17 protein-coding genes and 1 pseudogene are annotated in these 21,248 nt (G+C 52.0%); 16 read left to right on the top strand and 2 right to left on the bottom strand.

All coding sequences use genetic code 11. The features are described from left to right. Positions 1 to 131: 131 nt before the first annotated feature. The 15 genes from glcA (at position 132) to yghD (ending at position 18,829) form a co-directional block, all read left to right on the top strand. Positions 132 to 1,814 (top strand): glycolate permease GlcA, encoded by a 1,683-nt coding sequence (glcA, locus tag C7B16_RS09380; protein ID WP_000259271.1) that lies wholly within the window; start codon positions 132 to 134, stop codon positions 1,812 to 1,814. A 493-nt stretch (positions 1,815 to 2,307) separates the two neighbouring features. Next, positions 2,308 to 6,870, top strand: a complete 4,563-nt coding sequence (gene sslE, locus C7B16_RS09370) for a lipoprotein metalloprotease SslE (protein WP_107179599.1) — start codon at positions 2,308 to 2,310, stop codon at positions 6,868 to 6,870. A 194-nt stretch (positions 6,871 to 7,064) separates the two neighbouring features. Continuing rightward, complete coding sequence (gene pppA, locus C7B16_RS09360; protein WP_107179598.1) at positions 7,065 to 7,874, top strand: prepilin peptidase PppA; 810 nt, start codon at positions 7,065 to 7,067, stop codon at positions 7,872 to 7,874. Between the two features lie 65 nt (positions 7,875 to 7,939). Further along, the gene (gspS2, locus tag C7B16_RS09355; protein ID WP_001309757.1) at positions 7,940 to 8,350 is read left to right on the top strand and encodes a type II secretion system pilot lipoprotein GspS-beta; all 411 of its coding nucleotides are present in this window, start codon (positions 7,940 to 7,942) and stop codon (positions 8,348 to 8,350) included. Positions 8,351 to 8,367: 17 nt separating this feature from the next. Beyond that, positions 8,368 to 9,327 carry a type II secretion system protein GspC gene (gene gspC / locus C7B16_RS09350; RefSeq protein ID WP_000135106.1) on the top strand — a complete coding sequence of 320 codons (960 nt, stop codon included), beginning with the start codon at positions 8,368 to 8,370 and terminating at the stop codon, positions 9,325 to 9,327. Between the two features lie 29 nt (positions 9,328 to 9,356). After that, positions 9,357 to 11,417, top strand: a complete 2,061-nt coding sequence (gene gspD / locus C7B16_RS09345; RefSeq protein WP_001517085.1) for a type II secretion system secretin GspD — start codon at positions 9,357 to 9,359, stop codon at positions 11,415 to 11,417. Next, entirely contained in the window at positions 11,417 to 12,910 is a 1,494-nt protein-coding gene (gene gspE / locus C7B16_RS09340) for a type II secretion system ATPase GspE (protein WP_000249315.1), read from the top strand. The genes gspD and gspE overlap by 1 nt, the downstream gene beginning before the upstream one ends. Then, a complete protein-coding gene (gene gspF, locus C7B16_RS09335; RefSeq protein ID WP_016262541.1) occupies positions 12,910 to 14,133 on the top strand; it encodes a type II secretion system inner membrane protein GspF in 1,224 nt (407 codons plus the stop codon). The genes gspE and gspF overlap by 1 nt, the downstream gene beginning before the upstream one ends. 16 nt (positions 14,134 to 14,149) lie before the next feature. Continuing rightward, positions 14,150 to 14,605 (top strand): type II secretion system major pseudopilin GspG, encoded by a 456-nt coding sequence (gspG, locus tag C7B16_RS09330; RefSeq protein ID WP_001087280.1) that lies wholly within the window; start codon positions 14,150 to 14,152, stop codon positions 14,603 to 14,605. A gap of 3 nt (positions 14,606 to 14,608) precedes the next feature. After that, on the top strand, positions 14,609 to 15,172 hold the full coding sequence (gene gspH / locus C7B16_RS09325; protein WP_001517082.1) for a type II secretion system minor pseudopilin GspH: 564 nt from the start codon (positions 14,609 to 14,611) through the stop codon (positions 15,170 to 15,172). Beyond that, positions 15,169 to 15,540 (top strand): type II secretion system minor pseudopilin GspI, encoded by a 372-nt coding sequence (gene gspI, locus C7B16_RS09320; RefSeq protein ID WP_000820075.1) that lies wholly within the window; start codon positions 15,169 to 15,171, stop codon positions 15,538 to 15,540. The genes gspH and gspI overlap by 4 nt, the downstream gene beginning before the upstream one ends. Then, complete coding sequence (gspJ, locus tag C7B16_RS09315) at positions 15,537 to 16,142, top strand: type II secretion system minor pseudopilin GspJ (RefSeq protein ID WP_000822464.1); 606 nt, start codon at positions 15,537 to 15,539, stop codon at positions 16,140 to 16,142. Before gspI ends, gspJ begins: the two co-directional genes overlap by 4 nt. Further along, entirely contained in the window at positions 16,139 to 17,116 is a 978-nt protein-coding gene (gspK, locus tag C7B16_RS09310; protein ID WP_000633185.1) for a type II secretion system minor pseudopilin GspK, read from the top strand. The genes gspJ and gspK overlap by 4 nt, the downstream gene beginning before the upstream one ends. After that, positions 17,113 to 18,291: a type II secretion system protein GspL gene (gene gspL, locus C7B16_RS09305; RefSeq protein WP_105269698.1), complete on the top strand. Its 1,179-nt coding sequence runs from the start codon at positions 17,113 to 17,115 to the stop codon at positions 18,289 to 18,291. The genes gspK and gspL overlap by 4 nt, the downstream gene beginning before the upstream one ends. 1 nt (position 18,292) lies before the next feature. Beyond that, positions 18,293 to 18,829 (top strand): GspM family type II secretion system protein YghD, encoded by a 537-nt coding sequence (gene yghD / locus C7B16_RS09300; RefSeq protein ID WP_032148100.1) that lies wholly within the window; start codon positions 18,293 to 18,295, stop codon positions 18,827 to 18,829. A 220-nt stretch (positions 18,830 to 19,049) separates the two neighbouring features. On the opposite strand, the gene C7B16_RS09295 is transcribed toward yghD, so the two are convergent. Both C7B16_RS09295 and C7B16_RS09290 read right to left on the bottom strand, forming a co-directional pair. Beyond that, complete coding sequence (locus tag C7B16_RS09295) at positions 19,050 to 19,385, bottom strand: lysozyme inhibitor LprI family protein (protein WP_000789899.1); 336 nt, start codon at positions 19,383 to 19,385, stop codon at positions 19,050 to 19,052. Beyond that, positions 19,382 to 19,855 carry a hypothetical protein gene (locus C7B16_RS09290; protein ID WP_000143249.1) on the bottom strand — a complete coding sequence of 158 codons (474 nt, stop codon included), beginning with the start codon at positions 19,853 to 19,855 and terminating at the stop codon, positions 19,382 to 19,384. The genes C7B16_RS09295 and C7B16_RS09290 overlap by 4 nt, the downstream gene beginning before the upstream one ends. A gap of 592 nt (positions 19,856 to 20,447) precedes the next feature. On the opposite strand from C7B16_RS09290, the pseudogene tssB reads away from it, so the two are divergent. Beyond that, positions 20,448 to 20,946, top strand: a pseudogene (gene tssB, locus C7B16_RS09285) (type VI secretion system contractile sheath small subunit). The last annotated feature ends 302 nt before the right edge of the window (positions 20,947 to 21,248 follow it).

The following is a 21,248-nucleotide window of genomic DNA, read 5'->3' as shown; positions in this document are numbered from 1 at the left end:
GAGGTCGCAATTGCGTTAGCGGCGTGCTGTTGCTGTAAAGTATAACGCCTATATTTTACAGTTCAGTCCTCTTTTGCTTATTACAACCTTAAGCATATCAAGCATATAAAGATAATAAGAGACTGAACAATATGGTTACCTGGACCCAAATGTATATGCCGATGGGAGGGCTGGGGCTATCCGCTCTGGTTGCCCTGATCCCGATAATATTCTTCTTCGTTGCGCTTGCGATATTACGTCTGAAAGGGCATGTCGCCGGAGCAATAACCCTTATATTATCGATATTGATTGCGATATTCGCCTTTAAAATGCCGATTGATATGGCATTTGCTGCTGCGGGATATGGTTTTATTTATGGTTTATGGCCAATCGCCTGGATTATTGTCGCGGCTGTATTCCTCTATAAATTAACCGTTGCCAGCGGCCAGTTTGATATTATCCGCAGCTCGGTTATCTCCATCACCGACGATCAACGTTTGCAGGTGTTGCTGATTGGCTTCTCTTTTGGCGCACTGTTAGAAGGAGCTGCGGGCTTTGGCGCGCCGGTGGCGATTACTGGCGCGCTGCTGGTGGGACTGGGCTTTAAACCGTTATACGCGGCGGGGCTGTGTCTGATTGCCAACACCGCGCCGGTGGCGTTTGGTGCGTTGGGCGTGCCTATTCTGGTTGCCGGTCAGGTGACTGGCATCGATCCGTTCGACATTGGCGCAATGGCGGGACGTCAGTTGCCGTTCCTGTCGGTACTGGTGCCGTTCTGGCTGGTGGCGATGATGGACGGCTGGAAAGGGGTGAAAGAGACATGGCCAGCGGCGCTGGTGGCGGGTGGTAGCTTCGCAGTTACCCAGTTCTTTACCTCTAACTACATTGGCCCGGAACTGCCGGATATTACTTCGGCGCTGGTGAGTATCGTCTCACTCTCTTTATTCCTCAAAGTCTGGCGGCCGAAAAATACCGAAACGGCAATCAGCATGGGGCAATCCGCAGGTGCGATGGTGGTGAATAAACCGTCTTCTGGCGGCCCAGTACCGTCAGAATACAGCCTTGGGCAAATCATTCGTGCGTGGTCACCGTTTTTAATCTTAACGGTGCTGGTCACCATCTGGACCATGAAGCCGTTTAAAGCGTTATTCGCTCCGGGCGGCGCGTTTTATTCGCTGGTGATTAACTTCCAGATCCCCCATTTGCATCAACAGGTACTGAAAGCGGCACCCATTGTCGCCCAACCGACGCCAATGGATGCGGTATTTAAATTTGATCCACTCTCCGCTGGCGGAACTGCGATTTTTATTGCGGCAATTATCTCTATCTTCATTCTTGGTGTCGGGATCAAGAAAGGTATTGGCGTTTTCGCAGAAACGCTAATTAGCCTGAAGTGGCCGATATTGTCGATTGGCATGGTGCTGGCATTTGCCTTCGTGACCAACTATTCCGGCATGTCCACTACGCTGGCGCTGGTACTGGCGGGTACTGGCGTGATGTTCCCGTTCTTCTCGCCGTTCCTTGGTTGGCTGGGGGTATTCCTTACCGGCTCTGACACATCCTCGAACGCCCTGTTTGGTTCACTGCAATCAACCACCGCGCAGCAAATCAACGTCTCGGACACTCTGCTGGTGGCAGCAAATACCAGCGGCGGCGTGACCGGCAAGATGATCTCCCCGCAATCTATCGCCGTGGCCTGCGCCGCGACGGGCATGGTGGGCAGAGAATCTGAATTGTTCCGTTACACCGTGAAGCACAGTCTGATCTTTGCCAGCGTTATTGGCATTATCACGCTGCTGCAGGCATATGTGTTTACCGGAATGTTGGTTTCGTAATTCAATAGAGCCGGATGGCTGTAAATATCATCCGGCTTTTTTCATATCTGTTTCGTTATTCCGGCTAAACAATAGCAAGATTATTTCTCTATTTATTATCATCAGATCAATAATGTTTGATGATTAGATAACCAGGTAAATAATTAGTGGCGTGAAAATCTGTGTTTTTTTACCACGCAAAACAAGCTGTATTAATTGTGTTCGCTTGATGAGCAAGTAGCGTGCTATCTGTTGCTTTTGCAATCGCAATCGTTAAAACTATCAATGACTTGAGATAGTAATATTGTGAATAATTGTTACTTTTTTGTTTGTTAAAAATTTTTATAAATCACCCCTCTGACATCGTATAGGGGATATTCCTATAAATTTTATCTATTTCGTTATCAATAATGCAGATTTCTTAAGAATGGAGGTTATTTTTAGAGAAGGTAAAACATAAAACTATTTCCACAGTTACGAATTTTTTAACTTTGTTTTGTCACTTGCGTTATTAATGAATAAGAAATTTAAATATAAGAAATCGCTTTTAGCGGCTATTTTAAGCGCAACCCTGTTAGCCGGTTGTGATGGCGGTGGTTCAGGCTCGTCCTCCGATACTCCGCCTGTAGATTCTGGAACAGGGTCTTTGCCGGAAGTGAAACCTGATCCAACACCAAACCCGGAGCCGACGCCTGAGCCGACGCCGGACCCAGAACCTACGCCGGATCCAACACCTGATCCTGAGCCGACACCAGAACCAGAGCCAGAACCTGTTCCCACGAAAACGGGTTATCTGACCCTGGGCGGAAGCCAGCGGGTAACTGGTGCTACCTGTAATGGTGAATCCAGCGATGGCTTTACTTTTACACCTGGCAACACCGTGAGTTGTGTGGTTGGTAGTACGACCATTGCAACTTTCAACACCCAGTCAGAAGCTGCGCGTAGCCTGCGTGCGGTTGACAAAGTGTCGTTTAGCCTCGAGGACGCGCAGGAGCTGGCGGATTCTGAAAATGAGAAAACCAACGCTATCTCTCTGTTAACTTCCAGCGACAGTTGCCCGGCGGATGCAGAACAACTTTGTCTGACCTTCTCGTCAGTGGTCGATCGCGCACGCTTTGAAAAACTGTATAAGCAAATCGATCTGGCACCGGAAGAATTCAAAAAGCTGGTAAATGAGGAAGTGGAAAACAATGTCGCGACCGATAAAGCGCCATCCACCCATACCTCACCGGTCGTGCCCGTCACGACAGAGGGAACAACGCCGGATCTGAACGCCAAATTTGTGTCAGCTAATGCGGAACAGTTTTATCAGTATCAACCTACTGAAATTATTCTCTCCGAAGGCCGCCTGGTGGATAGCCAGGGATATGGTGTTGCTGGTGTTGACTACTACACCAATTCAGGCCGTGGTGTGACAGGGGAAAATGGTGAATTTTCCTTTAGCTGGGGCGAAACCATCTCCTTTGGTATCGATACCTTTGAACTTGGCTCAGTACGCGGCAACAAGTCGACCGTTGCGCTGACTGAACTGGGTGATGAAGTTCGCGGCGCGAATGTCGATCAACTGATTCATCGCTATTCGACGACCGGGCAAAATAATACCCGTGTTGTTCCGGACGATGTACGCAAGGTCTTTGCTGAATATCCCAACGTGATTAACGAGATTATCAATCTCTCGTTATCCAATGGCGCGACGCTGGATGAAGGCGATCAAACCGTTGTGCTGCCAAACGAATTTATCGAGCAGTTTGAAATGGGGCAGGCCAAAGAGATCGATACTGCGATTTGTGACAAAACCAACAATTGCAACTCTGCACGCTGGTTCTCGCTGACGACACGCAATGTTAATGACGGTCAGATTCAGGGCGTTATCAACAAACTGTGGGGTGTGGATACGAACTACCAATCTGTCAGCAAGTTCCATGTATTCCATGACTCCACCAACTTCTATGGCAGCACCGGTAATGCGCGCGGTCAGGCGGTGGTGAATATCTCCAACGCGGCCTTCCCGATTCTGATGGCGCGTAATGATAAAAACTACTGGCTGGCCTTTGGTGAAAAACGCGCCTGGGATAAAAACGAGCTGGCGTACATTACTGAAGCGCCTTCTCTTGTTGTGCCGGAAAACGTGACGCGCGATACCGCGACCTTCAACCTGCCGTTTATTTCGCTGGGGCAAGTCGGTGATGGCAAGCTGATGGTTATCGGTAACCCGCACTACAACAGCATTTTGCGTTGCCCTAATGGTTACAGTTGGGCCGGTGGTGTCAATGATAAAGGTGAGTGTACGCTCAGCGGTGATTCAGATGATATGAAGCACTTCATGCAGAACGTACTGCGCTACCTGTCAAACGACATCTGGCAGCCGAATACCAAGAGCACAATGACCGTGGGTACGAACCTGGAAAACGTTTATTTCAAACGTCATGGCCAGGTCACTGGGAACAGTGCTCCATTTGGCTTCCATCCGGATTTTGCAGGTATTTCTGTTAAACATTTGACCAGCTATGGCGATCTGAATCCGGAAGAAGTTCCGTTGCTGATCCTCAACGGTTTTGAATATGTGACTCAGTGGTCTGGCGATCCCTATGCAGTGCCTCTGCGTGCAGATACCAGCAAACCGAAGCTGACTCAGCAGGATGTGACCGATCTGATCGCCTATCTGAACAAAGGCGGCTCAGTGCTGATCATGGAAAACGTGATGAGCAATCTTAAGGAAGAGAGCGCGTCTGGCTTTGTGCGTCTGCTGGATGCCGCGGGTCTGTCAATGGCTCTGAACAAATCGGTGGTGAACAACGATCCGCAGGGTTATCCGGATCGCGTACGCCAACAGCGCGAAAAAGGTATCTGGGTCTATGAACGTTATCCGTTTGTCGATGGAAAACCGCCGTATACCATTGATGAAACAACGAAAGAAGTTATCTGGAAATACCAGCAAGACAACAAACCTGATGACAAGCCGAAACTGGAAGTGGCCAGTTGGCTGGAAGATGTCGATGGCGAACAGGTCAAGCGCTATGCCTTTATCGATGAGGCGGAGTTTAAAACAAAAGAGTCTCTGGAGGCGGCAAAGGCAAAAATCTTTGAAAAGTTTCCTGGATTACAGGAGTGTAAGGACTCGACATATCACTATGAGGTCAACTGCCTGGAATATCGTCCTGGTACGGGTGTTCCTGTGACGGGGACAATGTATGTTCCGCAGTATACGCAACTGAATCTTGACGCCGATACTGCGAAAGCGATGGTGCAGGCTGCGGATTTAGGCACCAACATTCAGCGCCTGTATCAACATGAGCTTTATTTCCGTACTAAAGGCAGTAAAGGCGAACGTCTGAACAGCGTCGATCTCGAACGTCTGTACCAGAACATGTCGGTCTGGCTGTGGAACGACACGGCTTATCGTTATGAAGAAGGCAAAAATGATGAGCTGGGCTTTAAAACGTTCACCGAGTTCCTGAACTGCTACGCCAACGATGCTTACGAGGGCGGCACCGAGTGCTCCGCGGAACTGAAGAAATCGCTGGTTGATAACAACATGATCTACGGTGACGGTAGCAGCAAAGCAGGCATGATGAACCCGAGCTATCCGCTCAACTATATGGAAAAACCGCTGACGCGCCTGATGCTGGGCCGTTCCTGGTGGGATCTGAACATTAAAGTTGATGTTGAGAAGTATCCGGGAGCAGTATCGGCAGAGGGTGAGAATGTTACGGAAACCATCAGCCTGTACTCGAATCCGACTAAATGGTTTGCAGGTAACATGCAATCAACCGGCCTGTGGGCTCCGGCTCAGAAAGAGGTCACCATTGAGTCTACAGCGGACGTTCCTGTGACTGTCACCGTGGCGCTGGCTGACGACCTGACCGGACGTGAAAAGCATGAAGTTGCGCTGAACCGTCCGCCGAGAGTGACTAAAACGTATACTCTGGAGGCTAATGGTACGGTGAAGTTTACGGCTCCTTATGGTGGTCTGATTTATATCAAGGGCGACAGCAAGGAGAATAATAAATCTGCCAGCTTCACCTTTACTGGTGTGGTAAAAGCACCGTTCTATAAAGACGGCGCATGGAAAAACGATCTGAAATCTCCTGCGCCGTTGGGCGAGTTGGAGTCAGATTCTTTCGTCTACACCGCACCGAAGAACAACCTGAACGCCAGCAATTACAAGGGTGACCTGAAACAATTCGCTAAGGAACTGGATACCTTTGCCAGCTCAATGAATGACTTCTACGGACGTGATGGCGAAAACGGTAAGCACCGGATGTTTACCTTTGAAAACTTGCCGGGTCACAAACACCGTTTCACCAACGATGTGCAGATCTCCATCGGTGATGCGCACTCTGGTTATCCGGTAATGAACAGCAGCTTCTCGACGAACAGCACCACGCTGCCGACGACGCCGCTGAACGACTGGCTGATCTGGCATGAAGTAGGGCATAACGCCGCAGAAACACCGCTGACTGTACCGGGCGCAACTGAAGTGGCGAACAACGTGCTGGCGCTGTACATGCAGGATCGCTATCTCGGCAAGATGAACCGTGTCGCTGAAGATATTACCGTCGCGCCGGAATATCTGGACGAGAGCAACGGTCAGGCCTGGGCGCGCGGCGGTGCGGGTGACCGTCTGCTGATGTACGCACAGTTGAAGGAGTGGGCAGAGGAAAACTTTGATATCAAACAGTGGTATCCAGATGGTGACCTGCCTAAGTTCTACAGCGATCGTAAAGGGATGAAGGGCTGGAACCTGTTCCAGTTGATGCACCGTAAAGCGCGCGGCGATGAGGCAGGCAAAACCAAGTTTGGCGAAAGAAATTACTGTGCTGAGTCAAACGGTAACGCTGCTGACACGCTGATGCTGTGTGCATCCTGGGTCGCTCAGGCGGATCTTTCGGAATTCTTTAAGAAATGGAATCCGGGCGCAAATGCTTACCAGCTTCCGGGGGCAAGTGAGATGAGCTTCGAAGGCGGAGTGAGCCAGTCGGCTTACAACACGCTCGCGGCGATGCACCTGTCGAAACCGGAAAAAGGGCCGGAAACCATTAATAAGGTTACCGAGTATTCGATGCCAGCCGAATAAGCCTGTAGGCCGGATAAGGCGTTCACGCCGCATCCGGCATGAAATAAGGCGCACCGGGTCAACATATATGCCCGATGCGCCAGCTTATCGGGCCTGGAGGGAAGAAGCCGCGATTATTTGCGTTGGCAGACACCTGTAGGCCGGATAAGGCGTTCACGCCGCATCCGGCAAGTTACAACAAATAACCTTTAACCATGCTTTTTGATGTTTTTCAGCAATATCCTGCTGCGATGCCTGTCCTGGCAACCGTCGGAGGATTAATCATCGGCAGTTTTTTGAATGTGGTGATCTGGCGTTACCCCATCATGCTTCGCCAACAAATGGCGGAGTTTCACGGTGAAACGCCGAGCACGCAGCTAAAAATAAGCCTGGCGCTGCCACGCTCGCATTGTCCGCATTGTCAGCAGACCATCCGCGTTCGTGACAACATTCCGCTGCTCTCCTGGCTGATGCTCAAAGGGCGCTGCCGTGATTGTCAGACGAAAATCAGCAAGCGTTATCCGCTGGTGGAGTTATTGACGGCACTCGCTTTTTTGTTGGCAAGTCTGGTCTGGCCGGAAAGTGGATGGGGGCTGGCGGTGATGATATTATCCGCCTGGCTGATTGCCGCGAGTATCATCGACCTCGATAATCAATGGCTGCCCGATGTCTTTACTCAGGGAGTATTGTGGACGGGGCTGATTGCGGCATGGGCGCAGCAGAGTCCGCTCACGCTACAAGACGCAGTCACCGGCGTACTGGTGGGGTTTGTCACTTTTTACTCCCTGCGCTGGATAGCCGGAATAGTTCTGCGTAAAGAAGCATTAGGCATGGGCGATGTATTACTCTTCGCCGCTTTAGGTGGCTGGGTGGGGGCATTGTCGCTACCCCATGTTGCTTTAATTGCATCATGCTGCGGGCTGATATATGCCGTTATTACAAAAAAAGGATCAACGACGCTGCCTTTTGGACCGTGTTTAAGTCTGGGCGGTATAGCAACACTTTATCTACAGGCATTGTTTTAATGATAACCACGTCATTATCGAAGTGACATTTTTACTCTCATTAATAACCTTAGAGATTATTTACTATGTCGATAAAACAAATGCCAGGGAGGGTATTAATATCGCTATTGTTAAGCGTTACAGGATTATTAAGTGGCTGCGCAAGCCATAATGAAAACGCCAGTTTGCTGGCGAAAAAACAGGCGCAAAATATCAGCCAAAACCTGCCGATTAAATCTGCGGGATATACCTTAGTGCTGGCGCAAAGTAGCGGCACGACGGTAAAAATGACCATTATCAGCGAAGCGGGGGCTCAAACCACGCAAACGCCGGACGCGTTTTTAACCAGCTATCAACGACAAATGTGCGCTGACCCAACGGTGAAATTAATGATCACTGAGGGGATTAATTACAGCATAACGATTAATGATACACGCACAGGCAACCAGTATCAGCGGAAACTGGATCGTACCACCTGTGGAATAGTCAAAGCATAACGTCGGGTATATATAAATTGGCGCGGGTTGTTTTTCGTGACGCACGAATTTATCTCAATCAATGGCTGACTAAAATTCGTTACACTCTTAGCCAGGGACAATCTCTTAATACAGACAAAGAGCATCTGCGCAAAATTGCACGCGGGATGTTCTGGCTGATGTTGCTTATTATTTCTGCAAAAATGGCGCATTCACTCTGGCGCTATATCTCCTTTTCTGCGGAATATACGGCGATTTCCCCATCGGTGAATAAATCGACCCGTGCGGATGTAAAAACGTTCGATAAAAAAGACGTGCAATTAATCAGCCAGCAAAACTGGTTTGGCAAATATCAGCCCGTTGCTGCACTGGTAAAACAACCCGAACCGGCTCCGGTGGCAGAAACACGTCTTAACGTGGTACTGCGCGGGATCGCCTTTGGTGCCAGACCCGGCGCGGTTATTGAAGAAGGCGGCAAACAGCAGGTCTATTTGCTGGGCGAACGGCTTGACTCTCACAACGCGGTGATCGAAGAGATTTATCGCGATCATGTGGTGCTGCGTTATCAGGGAAAAATGGAGCGCCTGAGTCTGGCAGAAGAGGAGCGTTCCACCGTTGCCGTGACCAATGAAAAAACCGTCAGTGACGAAGCAAAGCAAACAGCCGCTGAACCTGCCGCCAGCACGCCAGTTGAGATCCCGGCTGCCGTGCGCCAGGCACTGGCGAAAGACCCGCAGAAAATTTTTAACTATATCCAGCTTACGCCTGTGCGTAAGGAGGGGATTGTCGGTTATGCAGTGAAACCGGGGGCAGATCGTTCTCTGTTCGATGCCAGCGGTTTCAAGGAAGGCGATATCGCCATTGCGTTAAATCAGCAGGATTTCACTGATCCACGAGCAATGATTGCTCTGATGCGACAGTTACCTTCAATGGATTCCATTCAACTCACGGTTTTACGCAAGGGTGCGCGCTACGACATTTCCATCGCGCTGCGCTAACCGCATTTAATCCAGGAGAATCATTCATCGTGTTTTGGCGTGATATTACGTTGTCGATCTGGCGTAAGAAGACAACTGGCCTCAAAACAAAAAAGCGTTTACTGCCGCTGATGCTGGCAGCGGCATTATGCAGTTCACCAGTTTGGGCGGAAGAAGCCACTTTTACCGCCAATTTTAAAGATACCGACCTGAAATCGTTTATCGAAACCGTCGGCGCTAACCTCAATAAAACCATCATTATGGGGCCGGGCGTTCAGGGGAAAGTGAGTATTCGTACTATGACCCCGCTCAATGAACGCCAGTATTACCAGCTATTCCTTAACCTGCTGGAAGCGCAGGGGTATGCCGTCGTGCCGATGGAAAACGACGTGCTGAAGGTGGTGAAATCCAGCGCCGCAAAAGTCGAGCCGTTGCCGCTGGTCGGTGAAGGTAACGATAACTACGCGGGCGATGAAATGGTCACTAAAGTGGTGCCGGTACGTAATGTGTCTGTACGCGAACTGGCACCGATTCTGCGCCAGATGATCGACAGCGCGGGTTCTGGCAACGTCGTTAATTACGATCCCTCCAACGTGATTATGCTTACCGGACGCGCCTCGGTTGTGGAACGGCTGACGGAAGTGATTCAGCGCGTGGATCACGCGGGAAACCGCACCGAAGAGGTAATCCCGCTGGATAACGCCTCGGCCTCGGAAATTGCCCGCGTGCTGGAAAGCTTGACCAAAAACAGCGGCGAGAACCAACCAGCAACGCTGAAATCACAGATTGTTGCTGATGAACGCACTAACAGCGTCATTGTCAGCGGCGATCCCGCTACGCGAGACAAAATGCGCCGTCTGATCCGTCGCCTGGACTCAGAAATGGAACGCAGCGGCAACAGCCAGGTGTTCTATCTCAAATACAGCAAAGCGGAAGATCTGGTCGATGTTCTGAAACAGGTCAGCGGCACGCTCACCGCCGCTAAAGAAGAGGCGGAAGGCACGGTCAGTAGCGGACGTGAGGTTGTTTCTATTGCCGCCAGCAAACACAGTAATGCCCTGATTGTGACCGCGCCGCAGGACATCATGCAGTCGCTGCAAAGCGTGATTGAACAACTGGATATCCGCCGTGCTCAGGTGCATGTCGAGGCGTTGATCGTGGAGGTTGCCGAAGGCAGCAATATCAACTTCGGCGTGCAGTGGGCGTCGAAAGATGCCGGATTAATGCAGTTTGCCAACGGCACGCAGATCCCTATCGGTACGCTGGGGGCGGCGATTTCTGCAGCGAAGCCGCAGAAAGGTTCCACGGTGATCAGCGAAAACGGTGCCACCACCATTAACCCGGACACCAACGGCGATCTCTCCACGCTCGCCCAGCTACTTTCCGGCTTTAGCGGTACGGCGGTTGGCGTGGTGAAAGGCGACTGGATGGCGCTGGTGCAGGCGGTCAAAAACGACTCCAGCTCTAACGTCCTTTCTACGCCGAGCATCACCACGCTGGACAACCAGGAAGCCTTCTTCATGGTGGGTCAGGACGTTCCGGTATTAACCGGTTCTACCGTTGGCTCCAATAACAGCAATCCTTTCAACACGGTAGAAAGGAAAAAAGTCGGCATCATGCTGAAAGTCACGCCGCAGATTAACGAAGGTAACGCGGTACAGATGGTGATTGAGCAGGAAGTGTCGAAGGTGGAAGGACAGACCAGCCTCGATGTGGTGTTTGGCGAGCGCAAACTGAAGACTACCGTGCTGGCTAACGATGGTGAGCTGATTGTGCTTGGCGGTCTGATGGACGACCAGGCGGGAGAAAGCGTGGCGAAAGTGCCGTTGCTGGGCGATATCCCGTTGATTGGCAACCTGTTTAAGTCCACGGCAGATAAAAAAGAAAAACGTAATCTGATGGTGTTTATCCGCCCGACCATTCTGCGTGACGGTATGGCGGCAGACGGCGTTTCGCAGCGCAAATATAACTATATGCGCGCCGAGCAGATCTATCGCGATGAGCAAGGCTTAAGCCTGATGCCGAACACTGCGCAGCCGGTACTACCAGCGCAAAACCAGGCCTTACCGCCGGAAGTTCGCGCGTTCCTCAATGCCGGGAGAACGCGTTAATGGTGCCTGTAGCACAGGAAACCTCCGCTAACACCGTGCGTCTGCCCTACAGTTTCAGCCGTCGGTTTAGCCTGGTGGCATGGTGCGAAGCGTCGCTGGAGATCCTCCATGTTCATCCGTTGTCGCTCTCTGTTTTGCAGGAGCTGCAACGGGGGCTGAACGCGCCCTTTACGCTGCGGCAAATCGACGAGGCCGAATTTGAACAGCGGCTGAATGCGGTCTGGCAGCGGGACTCTTCCGAAGCTCGCCAGTTGATGGAAGATCTCGGTTCCGCCGAGGACTTCTTTACCCTCGCAGAAGAGCTGCCAGAAACGGAAGATTTGCTGGAAAGTGACGACGATGCGCCGATCATCAAACTGATCAACGCCATGCTGGCAGAGGCAATTAAAGAAGGCGCTTCGGATATCCACATTGAGACGTTTGAAAAGAGTCTGGTGATCCGTTTTCGTGTAGACGGAACGCTACATGAAATGCTGCGTCCCGGGCGCAAACTGGCCTCGCTGCTGGTGTCGCGTATCAAGGTGATGGCGCGGCTGGACATTGCCGAAAAGCGCGTGCCGCAGGATGGACGTATTGCGCTGCTGCTGGGCGGTCGGGCGATTGACGTGCGTGTCTCCACCATGCCTTCTGCCTGGGGCGAGCGCGTGGTGCTGCGACTGCTGGACAAAAACCAGGCCCGCCTGACGCTGGAGCGTCTGGGGCTGAGTCATGAACTGACCGCGCAGTTGCGCCAGCTACTGCACAAACCGCACGGCATCTTTCTGGTGACGGGGCCGACGGGTTCTGGCAAAAGCACCACGCTGTACGCCGGATTGCAGGAGCTGAACAACCACTCGCGCAACATTCTCACGGTTGAAGACCCCATCGAATACATGATTGAAGGGATCGGTCAGACGCAGGTCAACACCCGTGTCGGCATGACCTTCGCCCGTGGCCTGCGTGCGATTTTGCGTCAGGACCCGGATGTGGTGATGGTCGGTGAGATCCGCGATACCGAAACCGCAGAAATCGCCGTTCAGGCATCGCTTACGGGGCACCTGGTTCTTTCCACGTTGCATACCAACACGGCGGTGGGGGCAATCACGCGTTTGCAGGATATGGGCGTAGAGCCTTTCCTGCTCTCTTCCAGTCTGACGGGCGTGATGGCGCAGCGACTGGTTCGCACGCTGTGCCCCGACTGCCGCCAGCCCGCACCTGCTACCGACGAAGAAAAACGCCTGTTGGGGATTACCGATGCGCGAACCGTCACTCTGTACCATCCGCAGGGCTGTCCCGCCTGTAATCACAAAGGTTTTCGTGGGCGTACCGCCATCCATGAGCTGATCGTGGTGGACGCCACATTGCGTGATTTAATCCACCGTCAGGCCGGGGAACTGGAGCTGGAACGTTATGTCCGGCAACACTCTGCGGGTATCCGCAGCAACGGCATTGAGAAAGTACTCGCCGGAGAAACCTCTCTCGATGAAGTGCTGCGGGTAACGATGGAGGCGTAATGGCACTGTTTTACTATCAGGCACTACAGCGTAATGGCCGCAAAACCAAAGGCATGATTGAGGCGGATTCCGCGCGTCATGCCCGCCAGTTGTTGCGCGCTAAAGACCTCATTCCCGTGCACATTGAAGCCCGGCTGAATGCTTCGTCAGGGGGAATGTTGCAGCGTCGGCGGCACGCACATCGTCGTGTGGCGGCGGCAGATCTGGCGCTGTTCACCCGCCAACTGGCAACGTTGGTTCAGGCAGCAATGCCGCTGGAAACCTGCTTACAGGCGGTCAGTGAGCAAAGCGAAAAACTGCATGTGAAAAGTCTGGGAATGGCGCTGCGCAGCCGGATTCAGGAGGGGTACACCCTGTCGGACAGCCTGCGCGAACACCCCCGCGTCTTTGATTCCCTGTTTTGTTCGATGGTGGCTGCCGGAGAAAAATCCGGGCATCTCGATGTGGTGCTCAATCGCCTGGCGGATTACACCGAACAGCGCCAGCGCCTGAAATCACGACTGCTGCAGGCCATGCTCTACCCGCTGGTGCTGTTGGTGGTGGCAACGGGTGTGGTCACTATTTTGCTGACGGCGGTGGTGCCGAAAATTATCGAACAGTTCGATCACCTCGGACACGCGCTGCCCGCCTCCACCCGCACCCTTATCGCCATGAGCGACGCCTTACAAGCCAGCGGCGTTTATTGGCTGGCGGGATTGCTGGGGCTTCTGGTGCTGGGGCAACGGCTACTCAAAAAGCCGACTATGCGGCTGCGCTGGGATAAAACTTTGCTGCGCTTGCCCGTGACGGGGCGGGTTGCTCGCGGGTTGAATACGGCGCGTTTTTCCCGCACTTTAAGCATCCTCACCGCCAGCAGTGTTCCGCTGCTGGAAGGCATTCAGACCGCTGCCGCCGTGTCGGCAAATCGCTATGTTGAGCAGCAACTGCTACTGGCGGCAGATCGCGTCCGCGAAGGAAGCAGTCTGCGCGCCGCGCTGGCGGATCTGCGCCTGTTCCCGCCGATGATGTTGTACATGATCGCCTCTGGTGAACAGAGCGGCGAGCTGGAAACCATGCTTGAACAGGCCGCGGTCAACCAGGAACGGGAGTTTGATACCCAGGTGGGGCTGGCGTTAGGGCTGTTTGAACCGGCGCTGGTGGTGATGATGGCGGGCGTGGTGCTGTTTATCGTCATCGCCATCCTCGAGCCGATGCTGCAACTGAACAATATGGTTGGAATGTAATTTACGGAGTTATCACATGAATTCGTTATCCCGCGCGCAAAAACCACGGGCAGGTTTTACCCTACTGGAAGTGATGGTGGTGATTGTTATTCTTGGCGTCCTGGCAAGTCTGGTGGTGCCTAACCTGCTGGGCAACAAAGAGAAAGCGGACAGGCAAAAAGCCATCAGCGATATCGTGGCGCTGGAAAACGCGCTGGACATGTACCGGCTGGATAACGGGCGTTATCCAACCACCGAGCAGGGGCTTGAGGCGCTGATCCAGCAACCGGCCAATATGGCAGATTCCCGCAACTACCGTACCGGTGGGTACATTAAACGGCTACCAAAAGATCCGTGGGGCAATGATTATCAGTATCTCAGCCCGGGTGAAAAAGGGATGTTTGATGTTTACACCTTAGGGGCGGATGGTCAGGAAAACGGAGAAGGGGCTGCCGCAGATATCGGTAACTGGAATTTACAGGAGTTTCAGTAATCAGTGCCTGGACGCGGATTCACTCTTCTGGAAATCATGCTGGTGATTTTCCTGATCGGCCTTGCCAGTGCAGGCGTGGTACAGACTTTTGCGACCGATTCTGAATCGCCTGCGAAAAAAGCGGCGCAGGATTTTCTGACTCGCTTTGCGCAGTTTAAGGACAAGGCAGTGATCGAAGGGCAAACACTCGGTGTGCTAATCGACCCGCCTGGCTACCAGTTTATGCAGCGTCGTCAGGGGCAGTGGTTGCCCGTTTCCGCGCCCCGGTTATCGGCACAGGTTACGGTGCCGAAACAGGTGCAGATGCTGTTACAACCCGGCAGTGATATCTGGCAGAAGGAGTATGCGCTGGAGCTGCAACGTCGTCGCCTGACGCTGCATGATATTGAACTGGAGCTGCAAAAAGAGGCGAAAAAGAAGACACCGCAAATCCGCTTCTCGCCTTTTGAACCTGCCACACCGTTTACGCTGCGCTTTTATTCTGCGGCGCAAAACGAATGCCAGGCGGTGAAACTGGCGCACGATGGCGCGTTATCTCTCAGTCAATGTGATGAGAGGATGCCATGAAGCGCGGATTTACGTTGCTGGAAGTGATGATCGCACTGGCGATTTTTGCGCTGGCTGCCACGGCGGTATTACAGATCGCCAGCGGCGCGCTAAACAATCAGCAGGTTCTTGAGGAGAAAACGGTAGCGGGCTGGGTGGCCGAAAACCAGATCGCACTGCTCTACCTGATGACCCGCGAACAGCGGGCGGTCAGGCATCAGGGCGAGAGCGACATGGCAGGAAACCGCTGGTACTGGCGAACGATCCCACTGAATACAGGCAACGCGTTGCTCCAGGCGGTGGATATTGAAGTCAGCCTTCACGAAGACTTTTCGCCGGTGGTTCAGTCACGGCGCGCCTGGTTTAGCGCCGTGGGAGGCCAACAGTGAAAAGGATTCGCCCTGGTTTTACGTTACTGGAAATGCTGGTGGCAATTGCCATTTTTGCCTCGCTGGCATTGATGGCGCAGCAGGTGACAAACGGTGTCACGCGCGTGAATAGCGCCGTCGCGGAGCACGATCAAAAACTCAACCTCATGCAGCAAACGATGAGTTTTCTGACCCATGATCTGACCCAAATGATGCCGCGTCTGGTAAGAGGCGAGCAGGGCCAGAGGGAACCGGCGTTACTGGCGGGTGCAGGCGTGCTGGCGTCTGAGAGTGAAGGGATGCGCTTTGTGCGTGGCGGCGTGGTTAATCCGTTGATGCGCCTGCCGCGCAGTAATCTGCTCACTGTCGGTTACCGCATTCATGACGGTTACCTTGAACGGTTAGCCTGGCCGCTGACCGATGCAGCGGGCAGCGTGAAGCCAACAACGCAAAAATTAATTCCGGCGGATTCGCTCCGTTTGCAGTTCTACGACGGCACGCGCTGGCAGGCGAGTTGGTCGTCAGGGCAGGCGATCCCTGTGGCGGTGCGCATGACTCTGCATTCGCCGCAATGGGGCGAGATTGAACGCATCTGGTTGTTACGCGGGCCGCAATTATCATGATCACCTCACCACCAAAACGCGGAATGGCACTGGTCGTGGTGCTGGTATTGCTGGCGGTCATAATGCTGGTAACCATCACACTTTCCGGGCGGATGCAGCAACAACTTGGGCGAACGCGCAGCCAGCAGGAGTACCAGCAGGCATTGTGGTACAGCGCCAGTGCAGAAAGCCTGGCGCTGAGCGCGCTCAGCCTGAGCCTGAAAAATGAACAACGCGTGTATCTGGCACAGCCGTGGGCTTCCGGCCCCCGTTTTTTCCCACTGCCGCAGGGGCAAATTGCCGTCACCCTGCGTGACGCACAGGCCTGCTTTAATCTGAATGCTCTCGCACAGTCGACGACGGCGACGCGTCCGCTTGCGGTGCAACAGTTGATTGCCTTGATCACGCGTCTCGATGTGCCTGCTTATCGGGCTGAGCTGATAGCCGAAAGTCTGTGGGAGTTTATTGACGAAGATCGCAGCGTGCAAACGCGGCTGGGTCGTGAAGACAGTGAGTATCTCGCCCGCTCGGTGCCGTTCTACGCCGCGAATCAACCGCTGGCGGATATCAGCGAAATGCGTGTGGTGCAGGGAATGGACGCCGGACTTTATCAAAAACTCAAACCGCTGGTCTGTGCGCTACCGATGACCCACCAACAAATCAACATCAACACCTTAGAGGTCGCGCAAAGCGTGATTCTTGAGGCGCTGTTCGACCCGTGGTTAAGCCCTGTTCAGGCGCGGGCATTATTACAACAACGTCCGGCGAAGGGCTGGGAAGATGTCGATCAGTTTCTTGCACAGCCGCTACTCGCTGACGTCGATGAGCGTACAAAAAAACAGCTAAAAACCGTCCTGAGCGTGGACAGCAACTACTTCTGGCTGCGTTCAGATATCACCGTGAATGAGATTGAACTGACGATGAATTCGTTAATTGTCCGCATGGGGCCACAACACTTTTCGGTTCTCTGGCATCAGACAGGAGAAAGTGAGTGAGTTCCATGCTTGAGATTTTTTTCCCGCTTTGCGCCTCTGACTCCATTTGTTGGCAGCGCCGTTCCGCCGACGTGGAGCACGGCATCTGGCCTGACATTGCCGACGAACAGCTTCAGCAATGGCTGCAAACTGATACGATTCGGCTCTACATTCCCGGCGAATGGATCAGCATCTGGCAGGTTGAACTGCCTGATGTTCCCCGTAAGCAGATACCGACTATTCTGCCCGCCTTACTGGAAGAAGAGCTGAACCAGGATATTGATGAACTGCATTTTGCGCCGTTGAAAATCGACCAGCAACTGGCAACCGTAGCAGTGATTCACCAACAGCATATGCGCAACATTGCGCAGTGGTTGCAGGCAAACGGCATCACCCGCGCTACCGTCGCGCCGGACTGGATGTCCATTCCTTGTGGCTCTATGGCTGGCGATGCGCAACGGGTTATCTGCCGCATCGATGAATGTCGGGGATGGAGTGCCGGGTGGGCGCTGGCTCCGGTCATGTTCCGCACACAGCTCAATGAGCAGGAATCACCGCTTTCGTTAACCGTGGTCGGCATTGCACCGGAAGAGCTATCTGCATGGGCTGGCGCAGACGCCGGACGCCTGACGATCACGTCTCTGCCCGCTATTACCACCTGCGGTGAACCAGAAGGAAACCTGCTGACAGGGCAGTGGCAACCTCGCGTCAGCTACCGAAAACAGTGGGCGCGCTGGCGGGTGATGGTTCTGCCTGTATTGCTGATTCTGGTTGCGCTGGCAGTGGAACGGGGCGTGACATTATGGAGCGTCAGCGAACAGGTGGCGCAAAGCCGCGCCCAGGCAGAGAAACAGTTCTTAACGTTGTTCCCGGAGCAGAAGCGGATTGTGAATTTGCGCTCTCAGGTGACGATGGCGATGAAAAAATATCGCCCACAGACTGACGATACCAGGCTACTTGCCGAGTTGTCAGCGATCGCCAGCACCCTGAAATCGGCGTCACTTTCCGACATTGAGATGCGTGGTTTCACCTTTGATCAAAAACGCCAGACGCTCCACCTTCAGTTGCGGGCAGCGAGCTTTGCCAGTTTCGACAAACTGCGTAGCGCACTGGCGGCAGATTATGTTGTGCAACAGGACGCGTTACAGAAAGAGGGTGATGCGGTTTCCGGCGGCGTAACGTTGCGGAGGAAATAACATGTTACGCGATAAATTGATTCACTATTTTCAGCAATGGCGTGAGCGCCAGTTAAGCCGTGGCGAATACTGGCTGGCACAACACCTGGCGGGGCGTTCGCCGCGCGAAAAGGGCATGTTACTGGCCGCGGCGGCGTTCCTGTTTAGCGCCGGATATTACGTCCTCATCTGGCAGCCGTTGAGCGAACGGATAGAGCAACAGGAGACGATGTTGCAGCAACTGGAGGTGATGAACACCCGACTGAAACGCGCCGCACCGGATATTATCGCAGCGCGAAAATCCGCCACGACAACGCCTGCACAGGTATCGCGGGTCATCAGTGACAGTGCTTCCGCGCATTCTGTGGTCATTAAGCGGATAGCCGAGCGTGGGGAGAATATCCAGGTCTGGATAGATCCTGTGGTGTTTAATGACCTGCTGAACTGGTTAAACGCGCTGGATGAAAAGTATGCGCTGCGGGTGACACAAATTGATGTCAGCGCAGGTGAGAAGCCAGGAATGGTGAATGTGCAGCGACTGGAGTTTAGGCGGGGGTAGGAGGGAACTCTGCGAATCAATACCTTCCCTGAATGCTAATCTGCTCAAGTATGGCGACATCGCTATCATTGGATGATAATTTAACTTATTAATAAATAATCATTTTATACCAAAATGGGCCGGTAAAAGAATCAAACATCAGGCCCTTTTGCGCCATACTCGCTGGTAAGGAGGTGCCTCGCAGGAAGGCACCTCCGGCAACCAACAGCCCACTTCAGATTCAGAGTGGTTTATTAATCGCGTCATAAAGATGGTTTAAAGTTTTTAATCGCTGTTTGTATGCTTTTCTCAGGCAGGTTGTATCGCTACCACACCGGCGTCGTTCAGCCAGCCACAGTACCTGTGAGTCATGCAGTTCCCCGGCGGCTCCCATCGCGTAAAGTCCATGAAGGAATTGATATTTAACACTCAACTCCACGTCCAAATCATTCAGGCTATGTGATGAACAAATTGCTTTTTCATCCGCACTGTGGGACTGCCGACAATCAAAACTGGCCGCCGTGGCAGAGAACGCCGGGAGAGTGATGATGAGAAATGCGGTAAGAATATTTTTCACTGGCTTAGCCTCCCGGGACGAATAACGGGTCCCGGAGCCATGGTCAGGGTTTTGTTGTTCAACAATCTGAACCCTATAGCCTCTCCGGTTTTCACTGACAGTTCACATGCGTAGTGAAAAGTCGTCCAGTTAATCCCCCGACGGTACTGACCATTGCCCGTCAGGAGCGCAGGTGAGACCAGGCGCTGCATATTATGTTTTCCCTGATCGAGAATAACCTTATCTACGTCGGTGTACTGCTTCTGTAGTTCTTTCAGTGCCAATGGTCGGCAAATAAATTCGGCTACGCGTTGAGCTTCAGTCCAGTTTGTATAGGCAAAATTACGGTCATTCTTCCCTTTTACCTCACGATGAATGACGTTATTCAGATGTTCTACCTGGGCAGGATTCAACGAGACATTCGTTGCAAATGCAAATCCGGTATACATACAGGATATAGCGGTAATAACAACCAAACGCTTAAAAGTCATAAATACTCCGTTATGCATAAGATCCTACATTTACTGTGCTATTACAATGTATGAATATAAGTTCAAGGAATAGTCAATATGCTGCGCTGCGTCAATATTTTATGGTTAATCAGGCTATTCGGGTGTAGGCCTGAATATGCTGTAATGCAAATTTGCGCTTACCTAAAATAAAATCTCTTCCGCCAATGGTGAGGCCTGTAGAAACTGGGATGGTCTGAGTGTTGGATAAGGATGGCGGTGAATACTTATGAATCAGTAAGGCAAAGTAAGCGGGGCTATCAGAATAACTTTGCCAGTAGTATGAAGCCAGGTAAGTCAACGTTTCGCACGATGTACCGCCTGTCTGTTAACAGGTTGTGTGGGTAAGGAAAAAATAAAAGCACATAATAAAAATACAATTAGGAATATTTATAAAGACGTTTTTAATTGCTTGATATCGCTGTGCTTATTTTTATTGTTTGGCAACATTCCCATTGTTTTTTATTCTCAATATATTGATCTGTATTGTTTTTTTGATTTCGCCATTGCCTTAGTATCCGGTTAAAGAAGTATTATGATTAATTTGACTTTAACTGAATTGCGTGAGGGGATTATGAGTGACAGTTTCCAGCGGGAGATACCAAAGGCTCGTATTAATCTGAAATTAGAACTGCATACAGGGGGGGGCGAGTAAAAAAACAGAATTACCCCTGAAGTTACTGGTTGCGGGTGATTTTAGTAATGGTCAGGAATCCGCGCCATTATCTGAGCGTAAAAAAGTTAATCTTAACAAAAATAATTTTGATGCAGTCCTTTCAGACTATTCCCAAAAAGTAAATCTTATCGTTAATAACACACTTGCTGATGACGGTAGCGAAGACAGCATCAGGTTGACATTTCAGAGCATAAAGGATTTCTCCCCGGAACAGGTATCCCGACAAATACCTCAGCTAAAAGCCATGCTTTCCATGCGTAATTTACTTCGTGATTTAAAAGCGAACCTTCTGAATAACCAGATGTTCCGTAAAGAACTGGAAAACATTTTGCTGGACCCGGCATTAAGTGCAGAACTCAAAGCAGAACTTTCAGCTTTGGCACCTAAACAGCCGTAACGGTCACGACGATTTAATGGATTAATAAGGAAAATGTTGACGTCTGTAAAAAATGAGAATGCCGCTGGTGGCGAGCCGATTGCCGCACAATCAAGGGGAACGTCAGGGAGTGATAATTAACAGAATATCACTGTGAGCGCCTGCATGTATTGGTGTGTATAAAGCAACAAACATCGTAAGCGTAAACTGACCGCCGTATGTAGCCATTAAGCCAGTATTGGTAACGTAGGTGCCCACTTTTTCAACTAGTGGACACCTGTTATGGAACAGAAAACATTATCCGCAGAACCCCGCAGAACATT

Origin of the sequence: Escherichia sp. 20412-1, assembly GCF_003027595.1 — a bacterium.
GTDB lineage: Bacteria > Pseudomonadota > Gammaproteobacteria > Enterobacterales > Enterobacteriaceae > Escherichia > Escherichia marmotae.
Note: the sequence above shows the minus strand (reverse complement) of the source record. Positions and strands in the feature narration are given on the sequence as shown.